This is a genomic window from Ruminococcus bromii, from assembly GCF_928721825.1.
GTDB lineage: Bacteria > Bacillota > Clostridia > Oscillospirales > Acutalibacteraceae > Ruminococcoides > Ruminococcoides bromii.
In genome coordinates, this window is the sequence record NZ_CAKMVP010000003.1 from 423,069 (window position 1) to 448,462 (window position 25,394).

22 protein-coding genes are annotated in these 25,394 nt (G+C 37.6%); 16 read left to right on the forward strand and 6 right to left on the reverse strand.

Going from position 1 to position 25,394, the window contains the following annotated elements; translation table 11 throughout:
* Window positions 1-100: 100 nt before the first annotated feature.
* The 3 genes from QDI94_RS02290 (at window position 101) to QDI94_RS02300 (ending at window position 4,687) form a co-directional block, all read left to right on the forward strand.
* Window positions 101-1,042, forward strand: a complete 942-nt coding sequence (locus QDI94_RS02290) for a hypothetical protein (RefSeq protein WP_278866775.1) — start codon at window positions 101-103, stop codon at window positions 1,040-1,042.
* A gap of 42 nt (window positions 1,043-1,084) precedes the next feature.
* A complete protein-coding gene (locus QDI94_RS02295) occupies window positions 1,085-1,864 on the forward strand; it encodes a sulfite exporter TauE/SafE family protein (protein WP_278866778.1) in 780 nt (259 codons plus the stop codon).
* 264 nt (window positions 1,865-2,128) lie between these two features.
* Window positions 2,129-4,687 carry a leucine-rich repeat protein gene (locus QDI94_RS02300; protein ID WP_278866781.1) on the forward strand — a complete coding sequence of 853 codons (2,559 nt, stop codon included), beginning with the start codon at window positions 2,129-2,131 and terminating at the stop codon, window positions 4,685-4,687.
* Between the two features lie 382 nt (window positions 4,688-5,069).
* On the opposite strand, the gene QDI94_RS09875 is transcribed toward QDI94_RS02300, so the two are convergent.
* Entirely contained in the window at window positions 5,070-5,378 is a 309-nt protein-coding gene (locus tag QDI94_RS09875) for an IS1096 element passenger TnpR family protein (protein WP_367187859.1), read from the reverse strand.
* A complete protein-coding gene (locus tag QDI94_RS02305) occupies window positions 5,374-5,802 on the reverse strand; it encodes a hypothetical protein (RefSeq protein ID WP_101028421.1) in 429 nt (142 codons plus the stop codon). Before QDI94_RS02305 ends, QDI94_RS09875 begins: the two co-directional genes overlap by 5 nt.
* Window positions 5,803-5,994: 192 nt before the next feature.
* Between QDI94_RS02305 and QDI94_RS02310 the strand changes: the two genes are divergently transcribed.
* Window positions 5,995-6,699: a serine/threonine protein kinase gene (locus QDI94_RS02310; RefSeq protein WP_278866784.1), complete on the forward strand. Its 705-nt coding sequence runs from the start codon at window positions 5,995-5,997 to the stop codon at window positions 6,697-6,699.
* Between the two features lie 111 nt (window positions 6,700-6,810).
* Here QDI94_RS02310 and QDI94_RS02315 read toward each other — a convergent pair whose 3' ends face one another.
* The gene (locus QDI94_RS02315; protein ID WP_101028423.1) at window positions 6,811-7,146 is read right to left on the reverse strand and encodes a helix-turn-helix domain-containing protein; all 336 of its coding nucleotides are present in this window, start codon (window positions 7,144-7,146) and stop codon (window positions 6,811-6,813) included.
* A 195-nt stretch (window positions 7,147-7,341) separates the two neighbouring features.
* On the opposite strand from QDI94_RS02315, the gene QDI94_RS02320 reads away from it, so the two are divergent.
* From QDI94_RS02320 to QDI94_RS02360, 9 genes are all read left to right on the forward strand, one after another.
* Window positions 7,342-7,746 carry a hypothetical protein gene (locus tag QDI94_RS02320; protein ID WP_278866788.1) on the forward strand — a complete coding sequence of 135 codons (405 nt, stop codon included), beginning with the start codon at window positions 7,342-7,344 and terminating at the stop codon, window positions 7,744-7,746.
* 39 nt (window positions 7,747-7,785) lie between these two features.
* A complete protein-coding gene (locus QDI94_RS02325) occupies window positions 7,786-8,313 on the forward strand; it encodes a zinc ribbon domain-containing protein (protein WP_278866789.1) in 528 nt (175 codons plus the stop codon).
* A gap of 5 nt (window positions 8,314-8,318) precedes the next feature.
* Window positions 8,319-8,840, forward strand: a complete 522-nt coding sequence (locus tag QDI94_RS02330; RefSeq protein WP_101028426.1) for a hypothetical protein — start codon at window positions 8,319-8,321, stop codon at window positions 8,838-8,840.
* Between the two features lie 84 nt (window positions 8,841-8,924).
* The gene (locus QDI94_RS02335) at window positions 8,925-10,244 is read left to right on the forward strand and encodes a zinc ribbon domain-containing protein (protein ID WP_278866791.1); all 1,320 of its coding nucleotides are present in this window, start codon (window positions 8,925-8,927) and stop codon (window positions 10,242-10,244) included.
* A 99-nt stretch (window positions 10,245-10,343) separates the two neighbouring features.
* Window positions 10,344-11,399: a zinc ribbon domain-containing protein gene (locus QDI94_RS02340; RefSeq protein WP_278866794.1), complete on the forward strand. Its 1,056-nt coding sequence runs from the start codon at window positions 10,344-10,346 to the stop codon at window positions 11,397-11,399.
* 636 nt (window positions 11,400-12,035) lie between these two features.
* Complete coding sequence (locus QDI94_RS02345) at window positions 12,036-13,202, forward strand: FprA family A-type flavoprotein (protein WP_101028429.1); 1,167 nt, start codon at window positions 12,036-12,038, stop codon at window positions 13,200-13,202.
* A 581-nt stretch (window positions 13,203-13,783) separates the two neighbouring features.
* On the forward strand, window positions 13,784-14,272 hold the full coding sequence (locus QDI94_RS02350) for a CarD family transcriptional regulator (protein ID WP_278866796.1): 489 nt from the start codon (window positions 13,784-13,786) through the stop codon (window positions 14,270-14,272).
* A 174-nt stretch (window positions 14,273-14,446) separates the two neighbouring features.
* Window positions 14,447-16,474 carry a leucine-rich repeat protein gene (locus tag QDI94_RS02355; protein ID WP_278866800.1) on the forward strand — a complete coding sequence of 676 codons (2,028 nt, stop codon included), beginning with the start codon at window positions 14,447-14,449 and terminating at the stop codon, window positions 16,472-16,474.
* A gap of 7 nt (window positions 16,475-16,481) precedes the next feature.
* Window positions 16,482-17,717 (forward strand): glycoside hydrolase family 3 protein, encoded by a 1,236-nt coding sequence (locus tag QDI94_RS02360; RefSeq protein ID WP_278866802.1) that lies wholly within the window; start codon window positions 16,482-16,484, stop codon window positions 17,715-17,717.
* Window positions 17,718-18,165: 448 nt separating this feature from the next.
* Here QDI94_RS02360 and QDI94_RS02365 read toward each other — a convergent pair whose 3' ends face one another.
* Together QDI94_RS02365 and QDI94_RS02370 are read right to left on the reverse strand one after the other, a co-directional pair.
* Complete coding sequence (locus QDI94_RS02365; protein ID WP_278475400.1) at window positions 18,166-18,627, reverse strand: YaiI/YqxD family protein; 462 nt, start codon at window positions 18,625-18,627, stop codon at window positions 18,166-18,168.
* An 8-nt stretch (window positions 18,628-18,635) separates the two neighbouring features.
* Window positions 18,636-19,307, reverse strand: a complete 672-nt coding sequence (locus QDI94_RS02370; RefSeq protein WP_278866805.1) for a peptidylprolyl isomerase — start codon at window positions 19,305-19,307, stop codon at window positions 18,636-18,638.
* 135 nt (window positions 19,308-19,442) lie between these two features.
* Between QDI94_RS02370 and QDI94_RS02375 the strand changes: the two genes are divergently transcribed.
* From QDI94_RS02375 to tnpA, 3 genes are all read left to right on the forward strand, one after another.
* Complete coding sequence (locus QDI94_RS02375) at window positions 19,443-20,285, forward strand: ABC transporter permease (RefSeq protein ID WP_242958532.1); 843 nt, start codon at window positions 19,443-19,445, stop codon at window positions 20,283-20,285.
* Between the two features lie 4 nt (window positions 20,286-20,289).
* Complete coding sequence (locus QDI94_RS02380) at window positions 20,290-21,564, forward strand: ABC transporter ATP-binding protein (RefSeq protein ID WP_278866809.1); 1,275 nt, start codon at window positions 20,290-20,292, stop codon at window positions 21,562-21,564.
* A gap of 237 nt (window positions 21,565-21,801) precedes the next feature.
* Complete coding sequence (gene tnpA, locus QDI94_RS02385) at window positions 21,802-22,263, forward strand: IS200/IS605 family transposase (protein WP_101105764.1); 462 nt, start codon at window positions 21,802-21,804, stop codon at window positions 22,261-22,263.
* 200 nt (window positions 22,264-22,463) lie between these two features.
* On the opposite strand, the gene QDI94_RS02390 is transcribed toward tnpA, so the two are convergent.
* The gene (locus QDI94_RS02390) at window positions 22,464-25,313 is read right to left on the reverse strand and encodes an acyltransferase (protein ID WP_278866812.1); all 2,850 of its coding nucleotides are present in this window, start codon (window positions 25,311-25,313) and stop codon (window positions 22,464-22,466) included.
* Window positions 25,314-25,394: the final 81 nt, after the last annotated feature.

Consider the following 25,394-nt stretch of genomic DNA (forward strand, 5'->3'; position numbering starts at 1 on the left):
AAAGCTAAAATTCTGTGAATAAATTTTCTGTTAATGTTGACAGATTTATGATATAATAGTGCTGTTAGTTTGAAATGAAAAGTGGGCAGAAATATAAAAAATGAGTAAACTGAATTCGACAAAAGCATTTAAAAACGCATTACCGTACGTATTAACGCTTATACTTGTCGGTATAATGACTTTTGTTGCGGAAATATTGGATGAGGGGGAGATAATCTTTCCTGAAATAACGGCACTTGCAATTGGCTATATGGTTACACAAAAGCAAGGTTGGAAAGTCAATGACAGCCGAATGATTGCGTTAATTGCGATTTGCGCTGTTGCGGGTGTGCTGACAGTCCGATACATAAAAGTCGGGCTTTATCTTGAAATATTGATTGCATTTGTATTTGCACAAATTCTCTTTATGCTTTCGGGAACAACATTTGCACCGATGATTTCGGCAATTGTGTTGCCCGTTATGATGCAGACTGAGAGCTTTATATACCCGATTGCCGCATTTTTGCTGACGGTTGCGGTTGTATTATTCCGCAGATTTCTTTTGAAAGTTAAAATAAGAGATAAAGAGGATTTTCAGCCGGAAAACTTGCACACAAAGAGCGATGTGATTGACACAGCCGTAAGAATAATCTGTGTTGCCGTTGTGGGATTCTTCGCAATTTGGTCGGGCTTTAAATTTGCAATTGCACCGCCGCTGCTTGTGGCGTTTACGGAATTTTCCCGTGCGAAAAATAAGGCTCGCAACAAGCCGGTAAAGACGGTTTTGCTGATAACAGCCTGTGCATTTGTCGGGGCGGTTTCAAGATATGTGCTGAATATGACGCTTGGATTGCCGTTGACAGTTGCTGCATTGACAGCCACGGCGATAATGCTTGTAATTATTTACTGCACAAAAATGTACATTCCGCCTGCCGGAGCATTGACAATTTTGAGTATGATTATTCCAAGTGAAAGCGTACTTTTGTACCCGTTGCAGATACTTGTCGGAACTGCGGTAGTAATGCTGATTTCACGGCTTTTGTTTATGAAACGGCAAAATTAAAATAATCTTAATTTAGTTATATTATTCTATAGGGGAAATTAAATGGATATATTTATTACAATTTTAGTTACATTTTTTGCAGGAATGGGCGCAGGTCTCGGAACAGGTTTTGCAGGAATGAGTGCGGCGGCTGTAATAAGTCCGATGCTCATAACTTTTCTTAATATGGATCCGTATATGGCAGTCGGAATCGCACTTTCGTCCGATGTTCTGGCGAGTGCAGTTTCGGCTTATACATACCATAAAAATAAAAATCTCGATGTCAGAAACGGTTTGATTATGATGGCGAGTGTGCTTGCGTTTACGATTGTCGGCAGTTATGTTGCAAGCATTGTTCCATCAGCTACAATGGGCGGATTTTCCGTGTTTATGACATTTTTGCTCGGCATAAAATTTATCATCCGTCCCGTTATGACAACTAAAGAAGCTATGCTCGGTGTGTCGGCAAAAAAGAGGGCAATCCAGTCTGTAATCTGCGGAATGTTAATCGGCTTTATCTGCGGATTTATAGGTGCGGGCGGAGGAATGATGATGCTTTTGATTTTGACGACCGTGCTGAATTATGAATTGAAAACCGCTGTTGGCACAAGCGTATTCATTATGACATTCACCGCCCTGACAGGCGCAGCTTCTCACTTTATGATTGGCGGTACACCCGATTGGTTCGTGTTCATTCTCTGCATAGCGTTCACCCTTATATGGGCGAGAATTGCCTCCGTCTTTGCCAATAAAGCCAATCCCAAAACCCTAAACCGTGCCACAGGTATTGTCCTCGTAGTGCTTGGTGTAGTTATTATGGGATTTAAGCTGTTTGACAGGTAATTAACTATATAAAAATCTTCAGTATTAGCAAGTGAGTTGATTTTTGATGTATCAGATATATTTTTTGTTATTTCTCTGCAAAATTAAATGAAAAACTTTAATCAAGTGTTGCATAATGCTGTAAAATATGGTAATATTAAATTGTAATTTATCTATATATGTTTTATGTATTAGGCTTTTGATTTTTATATAGTAAGGTGTAAACAGATGTTTAACTTAACACAGTACGGATAATTGCAAAAATTTATTTTAGGAGGAATATCCATGAGAAAATCAAACAAGGTTATATCAGCAATGTTGTCTGTGTTGATGGTATCAGGTATGTTTACAGCTATGCCTCTTGCTGTTAATGCAGCCGGAACAGCTGATACAAACGAAACCACAACAAGTGCTGCAGTACAGTCGGCTGATGACACACAATCTGACAGCGAAGAAAAAGAGTATAATGATTTTACTTATTATACTTATTTTAATGAAGAAAATAACCGCACTGAGGCTGTTATTACCGGATATAAAGGTATTGACAATGATTTAGTAATTCCTGACTCGATTGATAATGCTGTTGTTACAAGTATCGGCGTAAAGGCTTTTGCTGACAGTAATCCATTTGAGAGTATCACTATTCCTGACAGTATTGTAAGTATTGGTGATGATGCTTTTTTGGGGTGTAATGGTTTAAAAAAGGTTTATGTGAGCAGTATTGAAGATTGGTGTAAAATTGATTTTTCTTATTCTGATGCAAATCCGTTATTCAGAGGTGCAGACTTATATGTTGACAACAAATTGGTAACGGATGTTACTATTCCTGATGGTGTAAAAAGTATAGGAGAGTATGCCTTTTGTGGTTATTCAAGTCTTAAAAGCATATCTTTCCCAAGCAGTATCAGAAGTATTGGCGAGAGTGCATTTGATTATTGTTATAGTCTTGAAGAAGTATATGCAACCAATATTGAAGATTGGTGCAAGATTAAATTTGAAGATATATCTTCAAATCCCATATTTTATGCCAGAAAAATTTACATTGATGGAGAATTAGCTACAGATATTACTATTCCAAAAGGTATTACTAAAATTTGTGATTATGCTTTTGTGAGTTGTAACACAATTACAAATGTGGTTATTCCTAACAGTGTTATAAGTATTGGCGACAGTGCATTTAGCTGTTGTTCTAATCTTAAAAATATTAGCATACCAAATAGTGTTATAAGTATCGGCGACAGTGCATTTTTCTATTGTTCTAATCTTAAAAATATTAGCATACCGAATAGTGTTGTGAATATAGGCGAAAGAGCATTTTCATCTTGTTCAAACCTAGAAAAAGTGGAAATTCCGGATGGTATTAAATTTATTAAAGACTCTACATTTGCTTCTTGTGAAAAACTCAACACTATAATTATACCTCAAAGCGTTAAAGAAATTGGTAGCTTAGCTTTTGACACTGACTATAACTTATCAAATGTTTTATTTAAAGGTAGTAAAAGTCAGTGGGATTCGATTGATTTTACTGATGGCAATACTAATTTGGTCGAATCTGTAATACATTATGATGTTAAACTCGTTGAAAAAAAAGCACCGACTTGTGTTGATAAAGGTTATGATTTATATTCTTGTTCTGAATGCAGCGATGGAGTTAAAATAAATTATTCAAATCCTTTGGGTCATAATGTTGTAAGCGGTATTTGTGAAAGATGTGGCAAGCCTGAGGAGGATTGTGTTGAATCAGCACATCCATATAATGTTGATTCTGATGAATCTTGGACAATTTATAAGAAGAATGCTACAAGAATTGCAGTTGTTTTTTCGGATTCTACAGAAACAGAAGCAAATTGTGATTACATATATCTATACGATAAAAATGGCGAAGAAATAGGTAAATACAGCGGAACAGAGCTTGCAGGCAAAAAAATTACAGTACTTGGCGACACTGTTAAAATTCGACTGGTTTCGGATGTAGCTTCTACATTGTACGGATTTTCTCTTTCTAATATTGTTCCGTATTATGACGAATGTTTACATTCATCAACAAGACTTGAAAATGAAAAGTCTCCCACATGCGGAGAAGAAGGTTACACAGGTGACCTGATTTGCAATAATTGTGAGGCTGTTTTGAAAAAGGGTGATATAATTCCTGCAACGGGCAAACATGATATGGAAGAACATATAGTGCCACCGACCTGCAGTAAGGAGGGTTATACTGATTATACTTGCAAAAATTGCGGTTACAGTTATCTAGATGATTATATTGAACCAACTGGTAACCATGAATATATTGATGGTGTATGTAAAATCTGTGGTGCAATTAGTCTTGAAAATTTACCGAGTATTAGCGGCAATGAGACCCAAAATGTGATAATTGAAGATACTGATGTACGCAAATATTTTAAATTCACACCGAGTCAGAGTGGTTCTCTCACATTTTATTCGACTGGTTCAAGAGATACTTTTGGACGATTACTTGATTCTAATATGACGGAACTTGCATACAATGATGATAATGGGGAAGATATAAATTTCCGTATCAGCTATAATGTAAATGCAAGAGAAACATATGTACTTCAAATTGGTGTATATGGTTCATTTGATGAAGCATTCAATGTTACTTTTAATTTTGAACCAAACAAAGAAACTTTACTTGGTGATGTTAATGGTGATGGTGAAATTACTATTGTTGACTCTACCATTCTTCAAAAATATATTGTTGGTCAGACAACACTTGATGACGAAACATTAAATGTAGCAGATGTAAACAAAGACGGTGCAGTTACCGTTGTTGATGCGACACTTATTCAGAAATTCGTTGTTAAGGGGATTACTGAATTTTAAATATCATATGAGATAAACAAAGACGGCTGTGCTTATTTTTGCTCAGCCGTTATTTTTGTAAATGTGAACTGTACTTATAAAATTCTTAAAATTGTGCATACAAATAATGACAGTGGTGTTGTATAATGACAACATCACAAGATAAATGTTAAATAAATAAGAAGGCACATAACCGTTATTATTTCCGGTTATGTGCCTTTTGCGGTATAATAAATTTGTGAACAATACCACATGCTAAAAACAATCTTATTTGGCTTTATGGACAAAGGAAAGTGTACCCTTTTTTAAACAATTGCCTTATTTCTTTACAAAAAATTGAAAAGAGCTGTGTGTATTGCCTTTTAATAATCTTCGGGATTTTCGCAGGCGTATTTGATTCTTGCTATTTCGCCTTTGAGTAGGGCATTGTCAATGTCGATTTGATAGTCGTGGTAATCCCATGGGAGATCTTCTCCTCTATGAGCGTAGGTGAAATCGCTCTTGCCGGTTTTGTCTGAAATTCTTCGTCGTCCAACTCGTAATCTGTGCCTTTGTATGTCATCATGAAAAGGTGATATGCACAGGTGCTGAATGACGAAAGCACAGCATAGCCCAACACAGCCATTGTCAAATTTGAAGAAATCTGAATATCCCGGCATATTTTGTTTTCGCATCCTATATAGACAATTTTGAATGTACCTCCATTGTTAATTCAAAGTATCTTCGCCCTCGTTATAGAGAGCCTCGTTGATTTCTACAACGCTTTTGTTATTATTCATATTGATGATTATAATGCTGTCACGCTTGATTTTTGGATAGAGAGGAGAGAGCCCTGCAATTTTAAGGACGCTGTTGGTTTCATTTACCGACAGACCCATTCCTATTGAAAGGCAAATTAGTTTATCCCTTTTCGGGGCAGTTTTCAAGCCTGAAAAAATCTGATAAGCATAGCCGTCGCTGAGTTCGGCTTTACGAATGACCTCCGCTTTTGTAAGATTCCTTTCGTTCAAAAGGTCGGTAAGGTATTCCGAGAGATTTTTGCTTATCATTGAATCCCTGTTTGCGTTTTCGTATTCTTCAAATGTGTTGAAATTTTCAAGTTCTTTTAAAAGTTGAGTTGTGGTTTTGCCTATCATAATCAAAAACCCCTTAAATTAAAGTTTTGTAAGTTTCCAAAACTATTTTAACATGATATAATAAGCACGGCAAGTACGATTAGACTTATAATTTTGCAAAGTGCTTATTATATCAATTTATATTCCAAGCACGGCAAGTATAATTATACTAATATTTTTGTTATGTGCTTGTCAATATTGTGAGGAAATGTTATGGAAAATAATTGGATTGATACGGTGATTAAGGAACAATATCAGTTTGTGCGACTGCTTAAACGGACAGATAAAACGGAAATTTGTGTTTTCAGGCATAAGGAACTCGGCAAACTGATTGTAAAACGCACATTAAAAAGTTCGGGAGAGGTTTACTTTGCACTTAGAACGCTTTCACACCCAAATATTGCAAATGTTTACGATGTTGTCAAAACCGAAACGGGAGTCACCGTGCTTGAAGAATATGTTGACGGTCAGACTGTGGCAGATTATCTGCAAACGGGATTATACTCTCCGTCAGGCGTAAGAAAAGTGGTTGCATCTCTTTGTGACGCACTTGATTTGTTGCATTCGCACCAAATTATACACAAGGATATTAAGCCTGAAAATGTGATGATTGACAGCAACGGTAATGTTAAGCTGATTGATTTTGATGCGGCAAGGCTGTACAAGCCCTATCAGTCGAAAGACACACAGGCTATTGGTACAATGGGATATGCCGCACCCGAACAGTACGGAATAAATCAAACCGATGAACGAACGGATATTTACGCAATAGGTGTTTTGATGAATGTTATGCTCACGGGTCAGCCGCCTGAAATTCGCCTTTATAACGGTAGGCTGAAAAGGATGATTGTAAAATGCACCCAGACAATTCCTGACAACCGCTATCAAAATGTGAAAGAACTGAAAAGAAATCTTTAAAACAGAATAAAACTGTGCTGACAGCACAGGACAAAAATACCGTCTTTGATTATACTTTAATTAGAGTTTAATCAATGGCGGTAATTATTTTGTAGATTTTTAACAAACGGTTTACAACTTGTCAATGTTATCGGCAAGAACTCTTACCGTGTTTAGAAATGTGGTTACTTTGGTTTTGTCGGTGTTTTTAAGCACGCTGTTAATTTCGTTAAACATATGTTTGTTTTCGACTGAATCAAATACAAGCCAGTCAATGCTTGTGTCAAGTGCCTGAGAAATGCGAAAAAGAACATCAACGGAAAGTATTCTTGTTCCACGCTCAATGTGACCGATGTGTGCCGCGGAAAGTTCGCACAATTCGCCGAGCTGTTCCTGCGTAAAACCCTTTTCAATCCTCTTATTTTTTATCCTTTTGCCGAGTGCCGTATAATCAATGTTTTTGTTCATAAGTAAAACCTCAGAATCCTATATATAGTTTATTTTAAACTTTTTGAACAAAAAAATAAATTTACTGTAAGCATTTATTATTGACTTGTAGCATTATTTGTGATAAACTTATTTTACAACAGATAAATTTTTTATGAACTTTGACAGACATCATCTTTGAAGTCTGTAATAAATAAAATTTTTAGGAGGAAAATTATGTCGGTTTATGGAATGGGTTCACTGTTCTGCGGAACAGAAGAGCAATTGGATAATTTTGTTAACGAGGGGTTTGTATGTATCGGTTGGAAGAAAGAAGATAAGCCTGAATTATATGCTATTTTAAATAACATTAAAATCGGCGATATCATTTACATCAAGGCTCTTCCACTCAGTTCAAAAACCATGAGAATTAAAGCGGTTGGAATTGTGACAACTGCTTTAAAAACCGAAAACACACATCATGGTTATGAGGAATGCGGAAATGAGATTGGTATAAAATGGCTCAAATCAAATATCAATAAGTCAATTAACATTGATGACAGTAATATAAACAAGAGAAAAGGCAGCCTTTTCGTTGAAACAAATACAGATTATATAGATAAAATAATCAGTTTTATCTAAATAGATGTTTGTAAAATAATATAGGTGATGGGGGATTTTATGCCGTATTGTGAAAAGTGTGGTTCAAAAATAAGAGAAAGTGCAAGTTTTTGCCCTTCATGTGGCGCAAAGATACCTGATGAAATCAATGGTAACAATGGCTGTGTTACTGATGAAAGTATATATCAGGATGATGAAAGCGGTGTTGTTTTTAAATACAATTCTGCGTCAATCGGTGGAATAATTGTTGCTTGCGGTACTTTGGCTGTATCCGTTAGTACGATTATTACACAAGGAAATGCATCGCAGCACAAATTTTGGGATCCAAGTGATGGTACATATATTACTCCCGGCTACAATCCGGGGTCAATAACATTTTTTGTAATATTAGCAATTCTTGCTTTGATTATACTTGTTGTTTCAATTAAAAAACTTCGTATCAAATGTAAATATGTCGAATGTCCTTATTGCCAAAAAACAACAGTGATTCCATGTGACGCACAGAGTTGCGATTGTGATGTCTGCGGTCAGAAAATATTGATAACCAACGGTAAACCTGAGCGTTTTCATTATAAAGAAAAGGAGTGAAATTTATGAAAAAATCGCTTGTTGCATTAACTGTGATTTTATTGATATCAACAGTATTAAGCGGATGTTCGAAACAACCGAGTTCTGAATCTTCAGCCGCACAAACTAATTTTGATTCAACTACGGTTGAAGAGACGACAGTTGAAGAAACTACAGAAGAAAATAATGAATATGAGGATGATGTTGTAGATATATTAAATTCGACAAGTTTTATGGACTCAATTGATCCATCATATGTTCAAAACGGATTATGTTCAGATATAACTTTTGGGCAATTAGTGGCTTCAATGTTTGAAAATCCTCAACTTGATATCACTCCGACAAAAACACGAGACACGGGAACTTTGTTGGGGTATCAGGTAACCGTTTCCGGAAATTATAGAAATACTCCTGATGGATATTATAATAACAGCGGTAACGCATACATAGTTATAAATTTGACAAATGACACTTGTACTCTTACAGGTGACCATGATTATAAATCAGCTGCTGAATACTATGCTTTTGAAGTTACAGGATTTTATTAAAATTAGCATTGTAAATATAACACAACTGAATAACAGCAACTTTGATAAAATAGGTGATTATTCAAGTGATATGGAGGATTAAAAATGAGGCGTTGCCCAAAATGTGGATTCCCACTTAATGAAAAAGATAAATACTGCGAGAATTGCGGAGAAGATTGCTCGGCTGTTGAAGATTCTGAAGTTAATGAGGTTGTCAGCCCTGATAAAGAAAAGGAAAAGCTGAAACGGCAGTGGAAAATCGGCGGTATAGTATTTGGTGTTGTTGCACTTGTTTTTGCAGCAATACTTGCGTTGGTTTTGTTTGTGCCGCATAGCAGCAGTTCTTCAAATACGAATACAAAAACAAAAAGCAGTTTGACCGAACCTACAACTGTTGATAACAGTATCGACGGCAAAGGATACTATTACTTCGATAATAAATTTAATGAAGAAACAGTAGATAAGTTTATGAGTGCCTTTGATGATGTAGGTTCTATGGGCGATTTGGGCATAGGTGTAGAATTTGACGATTTTAAGTACCAACAGGATTATTTGTTGCTTGGCAAAAAAGTTTCTCAATATATGCAAGTTGATTTCAATGGTAAAACAGGAACAATTTTGTTCTTGGATGATGAAAATAATGTTGTTGCATATTCATTAACTTTTGTTTCCTCTTTGCTTAATGATATAACAACCGATGATGTTTATAAGAAGAAACAGACAGTAGGAAGATTGGCATCATGGTTGTATGCCTTATCTGATTATAAAAGTTATAATTCCTGTGAAAAAGTTGCCAAATATTTTATTTCTGAAATGTTAGATGAAGATAATAAGTTAATTCCTTGCTTATACTATAATGGATATACGATGCTTTGTAATGGTAATGCTAATCAAATTGCATTGAATTTTTTTGTTACTGATTCTGATTTTATCGAAAGACACGGCATAGATAAAGGTACATCTTCAATTTTTCAAGTTGTTACTGAATCTACAACAACTGAGCCTACCACAGATGTTACAACTACAGAGGAATCATCAGATGCTAAGCCTGATAAAGTGAGCGACTCGGAAATTGAGAAAGCAGAAGAGTTGCTCAAAGAAGAGCCTTACGGTATAGACGATCATAGTGACACTTATTTAGAAGAAAATGGTGTTGATGTTGATGAATATCATAATAGGCTGAATGTGTATGATGCTATTCATTATTATTTAAGTGATGTGACTCTTGACGCTCAAAGAAACGAAGACGGGTCAATAACTATGAAATACACGGGAACGCATACTGTTTTTGGTGAGGGGGAATATATTACATATATAGTAGATATTGAAAACAAAACAGTGTATTATGATAGCGCTTCGTATGACTGGTTGTTAGATCAAGATTTTTATGCGACAGATGTATATAACGATTTAGTGAGTTATTAATTATGCGAAAAAGATAATTTCCTGACGGTATAGGAGATTATCTTTTTCTTGTATTTTTGCCTAATGTTATTTATAATGTAATAAAAGAGGTGAGGCATTATGGGTAAGGATACGAAGTTTTGCAGGAATTGCGGTAAGGAACTTCCGATTGAATCGACCTTTTGTCCGTATTGTATGACAAAGCTGATTGATGTTACAACAGGCGGAGAAATTAAGGTGAAAAAGAAAAAGCCGATTATTATTGCCGTTGCAGCGGCAATAGTTTTGCTCGTTGTAATTGCGGTGATTATAATTTTGAACAGCACGATTTTTGGCGGCAAATCGGATAATGTTACCACACATGCAACAACTCTTCCGACAACTGCGGTCACGACAACGGCTGAAAATAAAACCTCGGATTATTCAAAATATGTCGGAATATGGTGCGATAAAGACAGCGATATTTCAACCGCAACTCAAAACGGCGGCAATATTCTTGAGATTATTTCCGTCAAAGATGATGTTGTGAGATTTACTTTTACAAAGACTTCGTCTGCACCGCAAAACCGAATTGCGAAAATAAGCAATGTGACAACAAAGGTGATTGACGGAATAGGAACTTTTTCGTTTGATGATGACGGCTGGCAGAACAGCGGTACTGGTAAAATCAAGTTTTCCGACGGTGAAATCTATATTGAAAACACGGTCACAAATCAAAACAGCGGGTCAATGTGGAATATAGGCGGAAAGTTTTATCTTAAAAAATCCGAAAGTTCAATGCTTAATGTAGAGAGCAATAATTTTTTGAACGCTGATTTTGACGAGGTGAAGAATGCCTTTGGCGAAGAAATTTCAGATCCGTTTTTAGCGTCGGACAAGTGGTATATTCATTACTACAGCGGTATGAATGTTATGGTCACCGCCGAAACAAATAAAATTTACAGCATTACGGTTGATTATTCGTCAGGAAACCTTGCTAATTCAAATATCAGTTTTGGCGAAATAAACGGCAACAGCACCTATGACGATGTCTATGCCGAACTCGGCGAGCCAATGTACAATAACATAACCCACGGTGATGTTACCTATAAGCGGAAAGACGGATATGTAACTTTCACCTTTGACGATAATATGAACCTCACAAACTTTGTGTACTGCATTGAAGATACGCATTAAAACATAATAAGTAAAAAAATCAGCCTGAGCGTCAAGCAACAACGATCGGGCCGGTGTTTATTTCAGAAATAATAAATACTTCTAATCTGATATTAGTTTTTGACTACATTTGATACAAAAGGTTAGTGCGAATGGGTCAAATTAGAGATTTATTTGCTTTCAATCGGTTTTAATCTCCACAAATTTTACACAAAACAAATCTGAATGCAAAAAGCTGCTTGAGTTTTCAACATTACGCTATTACGCTGTTTTGGGGAAGGGAAAGTATGCCCCTTTTTAAACAATTGCCTTATTTTTTACAAAGATTAAAGGAGCTGTGAAGAATGAAGTCTTAAACTTCGTTTCTTCACAGCTCTAAAATTACTGCAATTATACGGCAGTACCTTTTATATAAATATTTCCACGAGAAACTATATTCATAATAACAACCCGTTTGTATTTTTTACAATATTATATTATCGCTTTTCTTTTAAATCAATAGCAAAATAATTTCATATACAATCAGACACATGAACGAAATTTGCATATTGTTTAAATTATCCTAATCATCTTGATTTCAACTTGATAACATAGTATAATTGACTTAACAAAAATTTCCGACAAATACGGACACAGGTTTATAAAGGAGAGAATACAATGCAGGTTAAAATTTCTGATTCTATAAAATACATTGGTGTTGACGACAAGACAATAGACCTTTTTGAAAGTCAGTATCTTGTTCCCAACGGAATTTCTTACAACTCATATCTTATTATTGATGAAAAGGTTGCGATTATGGATACGGTTGACAAGAGAAAAACTGACGAATGGCTTGAAAATCTTGACAGAGAGCTTAACGGCAGAACTCCTGATTACCTCGTAATAAGTCACCTTGAACCAGACCATGCTTCAAATATTAAGGTTGTTTCCGAGAAATATCCGTCAATGAAGCTTGTCGGCAATGCAAAGACTTTTTCGATGCTCCCACAGTTTTTCCCTGATTTTGATTTCGCCGATAAAACCGTTACAGTCAAAGAGGGGGACGAGCTTGAACTCGGTTCACACAAGCTTACATTCATAATGGCGCCTATGGTTCATTGGCCTGAGGTTATGGTTTCATATGAAAACGCAGAAAAGGTTCTTTTCTCTGCGGACGGATTCGGCACATTCGGCACACTTGACGCTCAGGAGGACGATTGGGCTTGCGAGGCAAGAAGATATTACTTCAATATCTGCGGTAAGTACGGTGTTCAGGTTCAGAATCTTCTCAAAAAAGCCGCAAAGCTTGATATTCGGAAAATCTGTCCGCTTCACGGTCCTGTACTTGACGAGAACCTTGGTTGGTACATCGGTCTTTACGATATATGGAGCAAGTATGAGCCTGAAACCGACGGTGTGTTCATTGCGTATTGTTCGGTTCACGGCAACACAGCCAAGGCTGCCGAAAAGCTTTGTGAGATTGTAAAGTCAAAAACAGACAAAAAGGTTTCAATTGCCGACCTTTCACGCACAGACCTTGCCGAGGATATTGAGGATGCATTCCGTTTCAGCAGAATGGTTGTTATCGCACCAAGCTATGACGGCGGTGTGTTCCCGATAATGAACGATTTTCTGCATCACCTCAAAATCAAGGGCTATAAGAACAGAAAGGTTGCCATGGTTGAAAACGGCTCTTGGGCTCCTTCGGCGGCAAAGACAATGAGAGCGTATCTTGAAGAAATGAAAAATGTTGAAATTTGTCCTACAGTTGTAACAATTCGTTCGGCTGTGAAAGAAGAAAACATTTCTCAGCTTGAACAGCTTGCCGATGAAATTCTTGCGTAAAACACAGGTAAACGGCTTGCAGCTTGTATACATAAAATCATTGTACTCTGAAGCTTTTGCAAATTTTGTTTTGTAAAGGTAGAGATTGTTATTTTTGTAACAATTAGATAAAAAAGTTAAGATATCTTTTACACTTGAAATTTAATTTCGTTGCAAATGCAATTGAATTATTGAACGGATTTATAGTACAATATAAGCACAGTTGATGCTCACGGAATAAGCATTGAAACAGATTCGTTTTTAGGTAATTTGTTTTGGAGTTTTGAAATTAGTTATGAAAAGTTTTTCTCGTTTTTTCTGTATTCAATGCTTATTTCGTTAAATTTGATATATTCCTTCTATAACCCAATATACCCCGAAAATGACCGGCATTTTTTGTCGGTCATTTCACTTTTTTCGGCAAGTTTCCATTCCCGCATAATTGTATAAAGTTGTAATTCAACTAATTTCTTACGGTGAAAAATTTGTCAAATTCGGTAATTTTGCCTATAACATATTTTTGGAAAAAGTGTTAAAATAATAATGTAGGCATTAGTGTTTATCGAATAAATACGAGAAATAAATATACGGATGGTGAGAATATGTACAAGGTAGGCGAGGTTGTTCTTTACGGTGCGAACGGTGTTTGTGAAATTACTGAAATAACAACAAAAACAATCGGGAAAATTTCTATTGAATATTATGTTTTGAAGCCTGTTTGTTCGGACTCTTCAACACTTTTTGTTCCTACGCATAATGAACAGCTTGTTTCAAAAATGCGTGATGTGCTGAGTTCCGATGAAATTAAAAATATTTTATCGCAGAAAACCGACAATGAAATTTGGATTGATAACAAGTCTGAAAGATGTGAAAGATTTAAGGAAATTATTGCAGGCGGTGATTGCAAAAAGCTGGTTGAATTGATCAGAAGAATGCATTTTCACAGCAAGATTCAGCTTCAAAAAGGAAGAAGGCTTCATATGAGCGATGAGCGTTTTCTGAAAGAAGCTGAAAAAATGGTTTGCGATGAGGTTTCCATTGTTCTTAACATTGACAGAGGAGAGGTTCTTCCGCTTGTGCTTGCAGGCTGACTTGTTTTTAATATTTTACAATGATTGCAGAGGTTTATTGAAGGCAGTCTTTTTGATTGCTTTCAATGTTATTCCTCTTTTTTTATTTTTTGGTAATTCTAAGTTGTTTGCCTATTTACAAAATGTTGGATTTTGTAGTAAAATAAAACAAATATGCATTTATGGAGCAATTTGATGAAAAAAATAAAAAAGACTCTTTCTCTTTTACTTTCAACGATGATTGTTTTTTCTTCGGTTGCAGGCGTCAGTACAACTGTTTTTGCCGCATCCGATGAACTTACATATAGAAAATTCAAATATAAAATGCTTGACAATGATACCGCTGAAATTTGCGGATATACAGGTAAAGATACCGTTGTGACAATTCCTGAAAGCATAAATTCCGTACCTGTCACCTCAATAGGCAGAACGGCTTTTTCTTCCTGCAAAATTAAGGAAGTTACAATTCCAAATACGGTCAGAAGCATTAAGTGGTGGGCGTTTTACGGTTGCTCAAGTTTGGAAAAAGTCAATCTTAATTTTGGCTTAAAAACAGTTGGTTACGGCGCTTTTATGAATTGCAAAAGGCTTAAATCAGTGAGCATTCCTATGTCCGTGACACAGATTTGTGACGATTCTTTTGCGGTAGACTGTACCACTAAGACAGGTGTTTTTGACTCCTACAGCAAGCAGACAATCAGTACTCAGCAGTATGAAGTTGATTCGGCATTTACGCTTAAAGGCTATTCAGGCACCGTTGCAGAAAAATATTGCAATGACAGTTCTCTTAACTTTGTTTCGGCAGGTGAGGTAACCTACGGCGATGTTGACGGCAGCGGTGAGGTTGATGTTCATGACGCGAAGCTTGCCAAAAGTCTTATAGGCAGTATTCCTACAGAAGAACAGCTCACAAAGGCTGATGTTGACGATGACGGAAAAATAACCGAAAACGATGTTAATTTGATTTTGCAGGCTGTCGAAAATGAATTTTGCAAAGACCTTTTCCCCTGTGCAAAGGCACTGTATACCGCCCCCGACTATCTTTCCGGCAGAACAATGTATTGTGACGGCGACAGCGTTGCCTACGGTTCGGGTACGGACACAATGGGTAATTCAACTTATTCATTCTGTAATTATGTTGCCGAAAAGTATAATATGACAATGACCAACAAGGCTGTACCCGGCACAACTCTTGCAATACGCAAGAATTTTATAGGTACAAATCACAAAAGTATACTTGAGCGTGTCCGTGAAATGAAAGGTGACTACGATGTTATTTTGCTTGACGGCGGCTTTAATGACCTATTCAAAAATGTAAAAATCGGTTCTATGACTGACAAAAGCAATAAGTCGGGAAAGTATGATGAATATACAACCGCAGGTGCGTTGGAAAGTATTTGCTATTTTCTTAATATGAATTATAAAAGTTCAATCAAACTGTTCGTTCTTTGTCACGATTGTTCAAAGAAGACAAAACAGTCGCAATACTGGACTTTGATTAAAAATATCCTCGACAAGTGGGAAATCCCTTATGTTGATCTTTCGGAAGAAACAGAGCTTACCGATGACAACGAGGAAATTACAACACAGTATTTTAAATATAATACAACAACTAAAAAAGGCGATGGAATCCACCCTCTTGCGTATACTAATATGAAGATATACGGTCCTGCCGTTGCCGAAAAGCTCAATGAGGTTGCTCAGAACAAATCTGAACTTGTTGTTCCGATAACTGAGCTTTCGATGGGTCTTTTTGAAACATATTCTCTCAACAGTAAAATTACCGAGTTGAGGGGAGATATTGAAATGAGTTACTACAGCAGTAATCCGTCAGTTGCCTCTGTTGATGAAAACGGCAACATTGTTGCCACGGGCATAGGCGATACGGTTATCACGATTTCGACATCTGACGGTAAAACAAAAAATGTGAATGTGAATGTAAAGTTTCTTGCAATGGCGGTTAGCTTTGGCAAAAATAAAATTTCACTTTCAGAGGGTAATTCAAGTTTGCTGAATCTTTCTGTAGCAGACGGTGAGGCGACCTGTTCAACAACCTATTCGTCAACAGATCCGACTGTTGCGTCCGTTGATGAATACAGCGGAAAAATTACCGCTAACAAAACGGGCAAAACCACAGTATCATGTACCACGGCAAACGGTGTAACGGTAAGGTGCCTTGTATATGTCACAAAGGGAGTGCAGTCAAAAATCCAGAAGGCGTAAGGCGTTTATGAAAATATTTAACAGAAAATTAAAAATAACTTCATTTGCTTTGCTTGCATTATGCATATTGTTTTTAATGTCGGCTTGTGAAAACGGTGACAGTCAGCCCGAACAATTTCAAGCAACAGAGCAGACTACAGTTCAGCCGACTACAATGTCGGAAGAAGAAATCAATGATCAAAAGCTTGACAGGTTCATTTCAAATATGAAGCTTGAAGAAAAGGTGGGGCAGATGTTCTTTGTACGCTGTCCCGATGAAGACGCCGTGCAACAGGTCAGCGAGTACAATATCGGCGGTTACATCCTGTTTGGCAGAGATTTTGACGGAAAAACCAAAGATGAAGTTATTAACTGTATTCAAAGCTATCAGGATGAGGCAGATATTCCGCTTTTAATCGGCGTTGACGAAGAGGGCGGAACGGTTGTGCGTGTCAGCAGTAATCCTAATCTTAGAGAAGCCCCGTTCCTTTCTCCGAGGGATACATACTCAAGCGGCGGTTGGGATGCAATTAAGCAGGATGCAGAAGAAAAAGCGGATTTACTACTTTCACTCGGAATCAATGTGAATCTTGCACCCGTGTGCGATATGACCTCCGATGAATACGGCTTTATGTATGACCGTTCTTTCAGCTCGGATATTGATATGGAAAACAGATTTGTGCGAACTGTTGTTGAAACGAGCAAATCAAAAAAACTCGGTACGGTTCTGAAACATTTCCCGGGCTACGGCAATAACAGCGACACACACACGGGAATTGCATACGATGACCGTGACTATTCGGAGTTTGAAAATACAGATTTTAAGCCGTTTTATCAGGGAATTGAGTCCGGTGCCGACTGTATTCTTGTTTCACACAATATCGTGAATTGTATGGACAGCGAATATCCTGCGTCACTTTCACAAAAGGTGCATGATATTCTCAGAAATGACTTTAGATTTGACGGTGTAATTATGACCGACGACCTTATCATGGACGCAATCACGGATTTTACGGGAGATGAAGCGGCGGCTGTCACGGCGGCAAAATGCGGTAACGATTTGCTCTGCTGTTCATCTGTCGATACCCAATATCCCGCAGTTCTTGAGGCTGTTCAAAGCGGTAAAATTCCCGAAGCTCAGGTTGACGCGTCTGTTAAACGAATCCTTAAATGGAAACAAAATCTCGGCATTTTTAATATTGACACCTGTCAGAAAAAGGTCAAATCAACCGAAACAACGGATACCGTTGGAAGTGAGGAGTGAAAAGTTAATAGCTGTTAGGTGCGGTCGGGAAGATAGTTTGAATCGTTTTGCCCGAGTATGCGACTGCAAAAATTCTTACGGTAAAATATAAAACACCCCGAAGAACTTAATCTTCGGGGTGTTCTGTTTGTAAAGGTTGGCTGAAATATATCTACATATTTCAACAGCTGTGATATACTGATTTTGCTGTTGACTCTTTCCGGCAGGAAGGAGGTGACTTTCTTTGAGTTGCTTATATCCTTTTTCCTATCTGTTGGAGCAAGTGTAGTTGCCTACTATATTTGCAAGTGGTTGGATAGATAGTAACTTCAACAGCCAACCTATGAAGAAACCCTCGAAGTCGGTAGCTTCGAGGGTTTCGTTTTGCCCAATGGACTATTTACATCCTTTTGCCTACAATTATCGTAGCACACATTTCTGTGCATTTCAAGTATATGCCGAAAAATTATTATTCCTGATTAGAATTATTTAACACTTTTACAAGCAAGGATTCAAAGCTTTTTTCAAAGTTTTCATCATCTTGTTTTGTACGCTTTTTCGGTCCTTTAATGTGATGCTTGCCGTTTGACATTCTCGCCTTTTTGGCAAGGTGTCTGTCCATAAGCAGACCGCCTATGTTATCATCCGAGAAAATTTTTCCCGATTGATGAATACAATACGCACCCTTTCCAAGCACAAGTGCCGCAACTCCGTAATCCTGAGTTACCGCAATGTCGCCCTTTTTACAAAGGTTGACAAGCGCCAAATCAACTGCGTCTGCGCCTGCACCGATAATTTTTATCTCGCTGTAATCTGACTTTAGAACATGGTTTGTATCGCATAACAGCACAACGGGAACATTGTGCTTTTTTGCAATCCCTTCAACCGATTTTACAACAGGGCAGGCATCCGCATCAACAAGAACAGTTATACCGTTCATTATTTTTCCTCAATCTTAATTGAGTTGATAACAGGCTGATTTTTCTTTTCAACAGTACCGTTTGAATCTGTAACAGGTGTGTCCTCGCAGATTTTATCAACGATATCCATACCCTTTGTTACCTTGCCGAATGCGGCGTACTGACCGTCAAGATATGTGCTGTCAGCCTGAACAATAAAGAACTGTGAGCTTGCGCTGTCGGGATCATTTGAACGAGCCATTGAGATAACACCTCTTGTATGTGAAAGGTTGTTTTCAACACCGTTCTGAGCAAATTCGCCCTTGATTGTTTTTTCACTGCCGCCTGTGCCGTCACCCTTTGGGTCACCGCCCTGAATCATAAAGCCTGTAATGATTCTGTGGAAAGTAAGACCGTCATAAAAGCCGTCTTTTGCAAGGCCAACAAAGTTCTTGACTGTAATCGGAGCAAGCTCCTCATAAAGCTCAACTTCAATTTTACCGTAGTCTTTAACATCAATAATTGCTGTGTAGCTTGACTTGTAGTCGGTTGTGTCTGTGCCTGCGGATGTTGTTTCTTCGTTTGAAACTGCGGAAGTAGCTTTTGCCGAAGAACTGCTCTCTGTGTCACCGCCGCAACCGCTGATTAAAAAGCAGGTGCAGAGAATAACTGCGGCAACCATAATTGCCGAAATCTTTTTAATTTTTGCCATTTTTTAAATTCCTTTCATAAATAAATTCACTTTTATTTTAGCATTATTATGTCTGCAAATCAACCTGAATTGACACAAAAATATAAATGTGATAAAATTTTTGTATGTGAAATATCTACAAAAGGGTGAAAAAGCTTGAAAAATAACGAGATAACGGAAATTACGCCAAAACGAAAATTTTTTGAGTTTAATCTTGGTGAGGTTTGGAAGTACCGTGACCTTGTAATGCTGTTCGTAAAGCGTGATTTTAAAAACTCCTATAAGCAGACTGTGCTTGGACCGCTGTGGATAATTATAAAGCCGTTCCTTTCAACATTTGTTTTTACCGTGATTTTCGGTATGATAGCCAATATCTCAACTGACGGAATGCCTCAGTTCCTGTTTTTTATGGCTGGCAACATTTTGTGGTCGTTTTTTTCAAGCTGTCTTAACGGCAGTTCATCAACCTTTATCGGTAATGCAAGGCTTTTCGGTAAGGTGTATTTTCCAAGGCTTGTAATGCCCTGTGCAAACATAATTTACAACGCAATCGGCTTTTTGATTAATTTTGTGATGTTTTTTATTCTTGTACTTATATATATGTTTGCCGGGTCAAATGTTCACCCGAATTTTTGTGCGTTGCTTATGCCGCTTGTATTGCTTTCATCGGCACTTTTAGGTACGGGCTGCGGACTGATTGTTTCGTCAGTCACAACAAAATACCGTGACCTCGGCGTGCTTGTTTCATTTGGAGTAACATTGTGGATGTACATCACCCCTGTTGTTTATCCTGTTTCTCAGGTGGCAGAATCATTCCGTTCGCTTGCTCTTTTAAATCCTGTTGCTCCGCTTGTTGAAACTTTTCGTTACGGATTTTTAGGCAGCGGAACATTTCCATGGAAATACCTGATGCTTAGTTTTCTTGTTACGGCAGGTGTGCTTGTGTTCGGTATGATTATCTTTAATAAAGTAGAAAAAAATTTCATAGATACGGTCTGATATTATGACAGAAATGAATGAAAAATGTGTAATTAAAATTGAAAATCTTTCAAAAGAATACCGACTCGGCGCAATAGGTTCCGGAACTCTCCGCCATGATTTACAAAGCTGGTATGCAAAAAGAAGAGGCAAGGAAGACCCGAATCAGCGAATCGGTGCAATGCACTACGAAAAAGGTGACAGCTTCCTTGCCCTTGACAGCGTAAACCTTGAGGTAAACCGTGGAGAACGCATAGGAATTATAGGCGCTAACGGTGCAGGTAAGTCAACTCTTTTGAAAATTCTTTCAAGAATCACTTCTCCGACAGACGGCAGAGTGCGTTTTAGGGGACGAATTGCAAGTATGCTTGAAGTCGGAACAGGCTTTCACGCAGAGCTTACCGGAAGGGAGAACATCTACCTCAACGGTGCAATTCTCGGAATGACAAAGGAAGAGGTTACTTCAAAAATAGACAGTATTATAGATTTTTCAGAGTGTACAAAATTTATTGACACGCCTGTAAAACGCTATTCTTCGGGTATGTTTGTAAAGCTCGCCTTCGCCGTTGCGGCACATCTTGACGCTGAAATAATGATTATGGACGAGGTGCTTGCGGTAGGCGATATGCGTTTTCAGAAAAAATGTATAACTAAAATGCGTGCTCTTGCAGCCGAAGAGGACAGAACGGTTCTTTATGTTTCGCACAATATGAACACTGTCCGTGACCTCTGCAACAGATGCATAGTTCTTGACCACGGCAAAATTGTTTTTGACGGTGATGTTGAAGAGGGCATAAAAATCTATCTCGGAAGTGCAAACGAAAATTTCCGTGCTCTTGAATATGTCGGGAATGAGCATAAGCATTATGCCGACAGAAACGACCTTTGTTTGAAATTTGTAAGATATGACGGCAAAGAGAATAATATTTTCTATGAAGACGAGCAGATTCAGCTTGAACTTATGTGGGAAAACAAGGCTGATATAGAAAACCTTTGTCTGCGTGTTGAAGTGAGCGATTACCGAAGATATCCGGTTACCGCATTTGTGATTGAAAATTTCTATTCGGGGAAAAAGGGCGAAACCCACACGGCAAAATTAAAAATAGATGTATCAAAAATTGTCCGTGGCGGATACTATACACGTTATGTCTTTTACAGCAGAAAAAACGATGCTGCCCCCTTTGAAACACTCGAAGTTGCTGACGGTTTGACCTTCAGAAGAAGAAAGCCGGACAAATATCAAAACACCTGGCAAAAATCATGGGGCAGTATTGAGATGAATGATATTGAAGTGTTATAATATTTAACCGCATATTACATTTATTTTCTCAAGAACATATCAATTTTGCAATAAAACAAGCGACAGTTTAATTAGCTGTCGCTTGTTTTGTTTTAATGGGTTTACCCAGTGCCACGCTTGCGTGGCACAAACAACCACCCGCTATGCGGGTGTGCATAAAAAGTTATACAAAAAAATCACCAATCGTATTACAATAAGAATGTTCAAGTCTATTGTAAAAAAAGAAAGGTGATTTTAATGGCAAATAAAACAAATAGTTTATCCCACACAAAATGGATGTGCAAATACCATGTAGTGTTTGTGCCAAAGTATAGAAGAAAAATAATATATGCACAGTATCGACAGAGTTTGCAAGACATAATAAGATTGTTATGTCAGTACAAAGGAGTGGAGATACTAGAGGGGCATATGATGATAGATCATGTACACTTGCTCTTAAGTATACCACCGAAGATGAGTGTGTCAAGTTTTATGGGATATTTAAAAGGAAAAAGTGCGTTAATGATGTTTGAGAAACACGCAAATCTGAAGTATAAGTTTGGAAATAGGCACTTTTGGGCAGAAGGATATTATGTGAGTACAGTAGGTCTAAATGAAGCAACCATAAGGAAATACATAGAAGACCAAGAAAAGCATGATATAGCACTAGATAAATTAAGTGTACGAGAATATGAAGACCCTTTTAAGGGTGGCGAGTAATACAAACACCCTTTAAGGGGTGGCGAAAGAGGCAAAGGCAATAGGCTTGAACCAAGTGAAAGCCAGCGTCTTGAGACGCTGGCCGGTAGCATGGGCTTATAGCCCTAGAGCAAACCACCCGTTGGACGGGTGGTTTTGATTATATTCTGTTATTTCAAATTACATCAAGCATTGACATAAAATTGCAAAGTAAAATATATCTATCTTTGCAGCTTATATGAAACCGTGTTTTCACTTAATGTGTAACCGTTTTGCTGTGCTTCAAGAACAATTTGCTGAATATTTTCCCACTGGGAATCCTTAGGTATATAAATATACTTTGGAATTTTTTTGCTGTTTACAGAATAATAGGAACGGAGTCTGTCAAGACTGTTTTGATTTTCTCCGGTTACATACGCAGAGAGTGTTCCGTAAGTAAAATCTTTTGCCGCAAGGTATGTCCAGGTTTTTTGTGTCAAAAACAAAATATTGCCCTTTTCAAGACTTTGATATTCGTTTATATCGTTATAAAGCTGCCCGTAGTTTTCTGCATTTGCGGAAGTAGTTTTTATTCCTTTTGCAGGACCGTCCTGAATTGTCTGTGACAGCTGACTCGGAGAACTTTCCCAAAAGCAATGCTCGGCTTTGACTGTGATTTGAAAACAAGCCTGCAAAACAATCAAAAATGCAGTAATTCCGAATGCAAAATATTTGCAGGGGACTGCATAATCAAGATTATCCGGACTCGCTTTCATTTCTTTAATCAGATTGCCGACAAAAACAAAGCCGGCTATATTTGACGCTGAACAAGCCATTGCGGTAACAAAGAAATATTGGTTTGAAGAGAAACAAAGTGCCACTGAATAAAGTATTCCGAGAATAAAGAGTGAGGCGAAAAGTTCTCTGTTTTTGTTTTCCGAGAGAACATATGCTGTGATGCTCATAAAAATCATCGGGAACATAATTGCGTTGTAATAAACGCTTGTCATTGTCGGCATAAACATCACAAGTGCCAAAATAACAATTGCACTCGTCAGTATAAGATAAATTGAACGGTGCTGTTTTCTCTTTCTGTCAAGTATCATAACAATTGCCGTAGCACCGTATGCCATAAGCACATATTTAAAGTGGCTGTGACAATCAACAATGGTTTTAAAGTAGTAATTCATCTTCATCATAAATCCCATCTGAGGATGATCGGGGTCAGCCATAAGATAGGGGAGATTGGTGAAAATTTCATTTATACTTACTCTTGAAAGCACAAATACAATGAAAATTACCGCAAGGATTCCCGCACCCAAAGTGAACCACAGAAAAGTTTTAATTGAAAACAAGTCTGAATTAAATACATTTTTGTTGAGTGTGGTTTTCTTTATTAAACAGTGAACTCCGACTGCGATAAGATACAGCACATAAGCTGCAGCAAGATACGGACAGCAGAGAACCGCACCTGCAAATGCAAGTCCGCTGATTATGAGCGGCAATTTTTTTGAATAATCGGCTGTTGCCATTAACACACCCGTGAGAGCAATGAGGTCAAGCCCCATTGTGTTATAGCTCAATGCCATAATGTCGAAAGGCGTAAAGAGGAAATAAAGCACACAGCCGAATACCGTGAAATAGCCGTATTTCTTAAGTCTTGAATAGATAATGCACACAATAACAGCGTGACAGATGACATAGAAAATTCTTGCCGCAAGAATTATTCCGACGGTTGACTGCGTAATTGTTGTGTAGAGCCACACAAACGGCAAAAGCAGGAACCCCGAAAGCTGAGTAAGATGCCATTCGTCACCGAGTAATGAATCGCCGAGAGTTAATCTGTGCGGAATTGTAAGGTAAAATGATTCGTCATTGCCGCCAAAGCCGTAATAGCATTTCCAAAGTGAAAATCCTATTGCCAAAGCCATAAGTACAGCAAAAATTATGTGCTGATATTTGCCTTTGTCGGGCTTTGAACGCAAATCCCTGACCATTTTAACAGCCGACTTGAAACCGTCGATAAGAATCTTGGCAACAAGATTCATAATGAAAGACGTAGCAGCGGAAAGGACAAATACAATCGGGACTGTTACAAAGTAGAACGGAAGTCTGTCCGGCATTAAAATAACCTTTTCGCAAAGTATCGGATATACAATGCTGTCAAAAATAAATGAAATAAGATAAATTCCGAGAGCTAAATCCGAAACCTCCCAGAGTACAACTTTAGCTGTCTTTGGCATATTTTCGGTTTTGATTCTTTTAATTAAAAGGAACAGAAGCACCGACAGGACAAACGGTTCAAAGCCATACCAGTAAATATATGTACCGGATTTGAAGGTCGTTCCGTAGCTTCTGAAAAAGTTAAATGTGCTGAATAAGAAGAGCGAGAAAACAAAAAGAATAAGCATTGTTCTTGTTTTCATTTTCAATCCGTATTCTCTTATGTAGCAGCCTACAAAGTAGTACGCAATGGGGTAGAACCCCTGCCACCAGCTCGGCACAAGCTTTTGAAATTCATCGGATGATGTCGGGTTGGTCCACCAATCAAGCGAACTGAAATTGAAAATATTAAACAGTGACGGAACTATTGTCAAAAATACAACTGTAATCAAAAGCACTTGCTTTTGTTTTTTGTTTTTAAGCTTTCCGTAAGCAAGATTAAGAAACGGTGCAAGCAGAAACAAACCTATGTACATTTCAATGTACCAAGAGTAGTTAGAACCTGTAAAATCAAGCGTTCCGAGTATGAAAGATTTCAGGTCAAAAACATCACCTTGTGCAATGTTTTTGTAAATCATGCATGCAAGAGTTGAGATGACAAATACAACAAGTGTTTTGGTTATGCCTGAATAATATTTTTTGCTCAACTCTTTTTTGCTCATAAGATAACCCGTCAGCAGCATAAAAAGCGGAACGCAAACGGAAAACAGTGTTCTCATCACAACTGCAATGTACATCGGTTTGTCTTCAACAGTCTGACTGTAAAATCCGTTATGCAGAAAGAAATGAACCGACAAAACGGTAAATACTGCAATTATCCGCAGAATGTCCAGCGAGGAATCCCTCTTTTTCAATTTTTCGTAATCCATAATCCTTACCTTTCAAACTTGAAATTTGCAAATCATTGCATATACAACAATGATAGCACAATTTTGGCATTATTACAATAA

What these genes read in the sequence shown, in the direction of transcription:
- QDI94_RS02290 (WP_278866775.1), top strand. Translation starts at nt 101, where the DNA reads ATGAGTAAACTGAATTCGACAAAAGCATTTAAAAACGCATTACCGTAC.
- QDI94_RS02295 (WP_278866778.1), top strand. Translation starts at nt 1,085, where the DNA reads ATGGATATATTTATTACAATTTTAGTTACATTTTTTGCAGGAATGGGC.
- QDI94_RS02300 (WP_278866781.1), top strand. Translation starts at nt 2,129, where the DNA reads ATGAGAAAATCAAACAAGGTTATATCAGCAATGTTGTCTGTGTTGATG.
- QDI94_RS02305 (WP_101028421.1), bottom strand. Translation starts at nt 5,802, where the DNA reads ATGATAGGCAAAACCACAACTCAACTTTTAAAAGAACTTGAAAATTTC.
- QDI94_RS02310 (WP_278866784.1), top strand. Translation starts at nt 5,995, where the DNA reads ATGGAAAATAATTGGATTGATACGGTGATTAAGGAACAATATCAGTTT.
- QDI94_RS02315 (WP_101028423.1), bottom strand. Translation starts at nt 7,146, where the DNA reads ATGAACAAAAACATTGATTATACGGCACTCGGCAAAAGGATAAAAAAT.
- QDI94_RS02320 (WP_278866788.1), top strand. Translation starts at nt 7,342, where the DNA reads ATGTCGGTTTATGGAATGGGTTCACTGTTCTGCGGAACAGAAGAGCAA.
- QDI94_RS02325 (WP_278866789.1), top strand. Translation starts at nt 7,786, where the DNA reads ATGCCGTATTGTGAAAAGTGTGGTTCAAAAATAAGAGAAAGTGCAAGT.
- QDI94_RS02330 (WP_101028426.1), top strand. Translation starts at nt 8,319, where the DNA reads ATGAAAAAATCGCTTGTTGCATTAACTGTGATTTTATTGATATCAACA.
- QDI94_RS02335 (WP_278866791.1), top strand. Translation starts at nt 8,925, where the DNA reads ATGAGGCGTTGCCCAAAATGTGGATTCCCACTTAATGAAAAAGATAAA.
- QDI94_RS02340 (WP_278866794.1), top strand. Translation starts at nt 10,344, where the DNA reads ATGGGTAAGGATACGAAGTTTTGCAGGAATTGCGGTAAGGAACTTCCG.
- QDI94_RS02345 (WP_101028429.1), top strand. Translation starts at nt 12,036, where the DNA reads ATGCAGGTTAAAATTTCTGATTCTATAAAATACATTGGTGTTGACGAC.
- QDI94_RS02350 (WP_278866796.1), top strand. Translation starts at nt 13,784, where the DNA reads ATGTACAAGGTAGGCGAGGTTGTTCTTTACGGTGCGAACGGTGTTTGT.
- QDI94_RS02355 (WP_278866800.1), top strand. Translation starts at nt 14,447, where the DNA reads ATGAAAAAAATAAAAAAGACTCTTTCTCTTTTACTTTCAACGATGATT.
- QDI94_RS02360 (WP_278866802.1), top strand. Translation starts at nt 16,482, where the DNA reads ATGAAAATATTTAACAGAAAATTAAAAATAACTTCATTTGCTTTGCTT.
- QDI94_RS02370 (WP_278866805.1), bottom strand. Translation starts at nt 19,307, where the DNA reads ATGGCAAAAATTAAAAAGATTTCGGCAATTATGGTTGCCGCAGTTATT.
- QDI94_RS02380 (WP_278866809.1), top strand. Translation starts at nt 20,290, where the DNA reads ATGACAGAAATGAATGAAAAATGTGTAATTAAAATTGAAAATCTTTCA.
- tnpA (WP_101105764.1), top strand. Translation starts at nt 21,802, where the DNA reads ATGGCAAATAAAACAAATAGTTTATCCCACACAAAATGGATGTGCAAA.
- QDI94_RS02390 (WP_278866812.1), bottom strand. Translation starts at nt 25,313, where the DNA reads ATGGATTACGAAAAATTGAAAAAGAGGGATTCCTCGCTGGACATTCTG.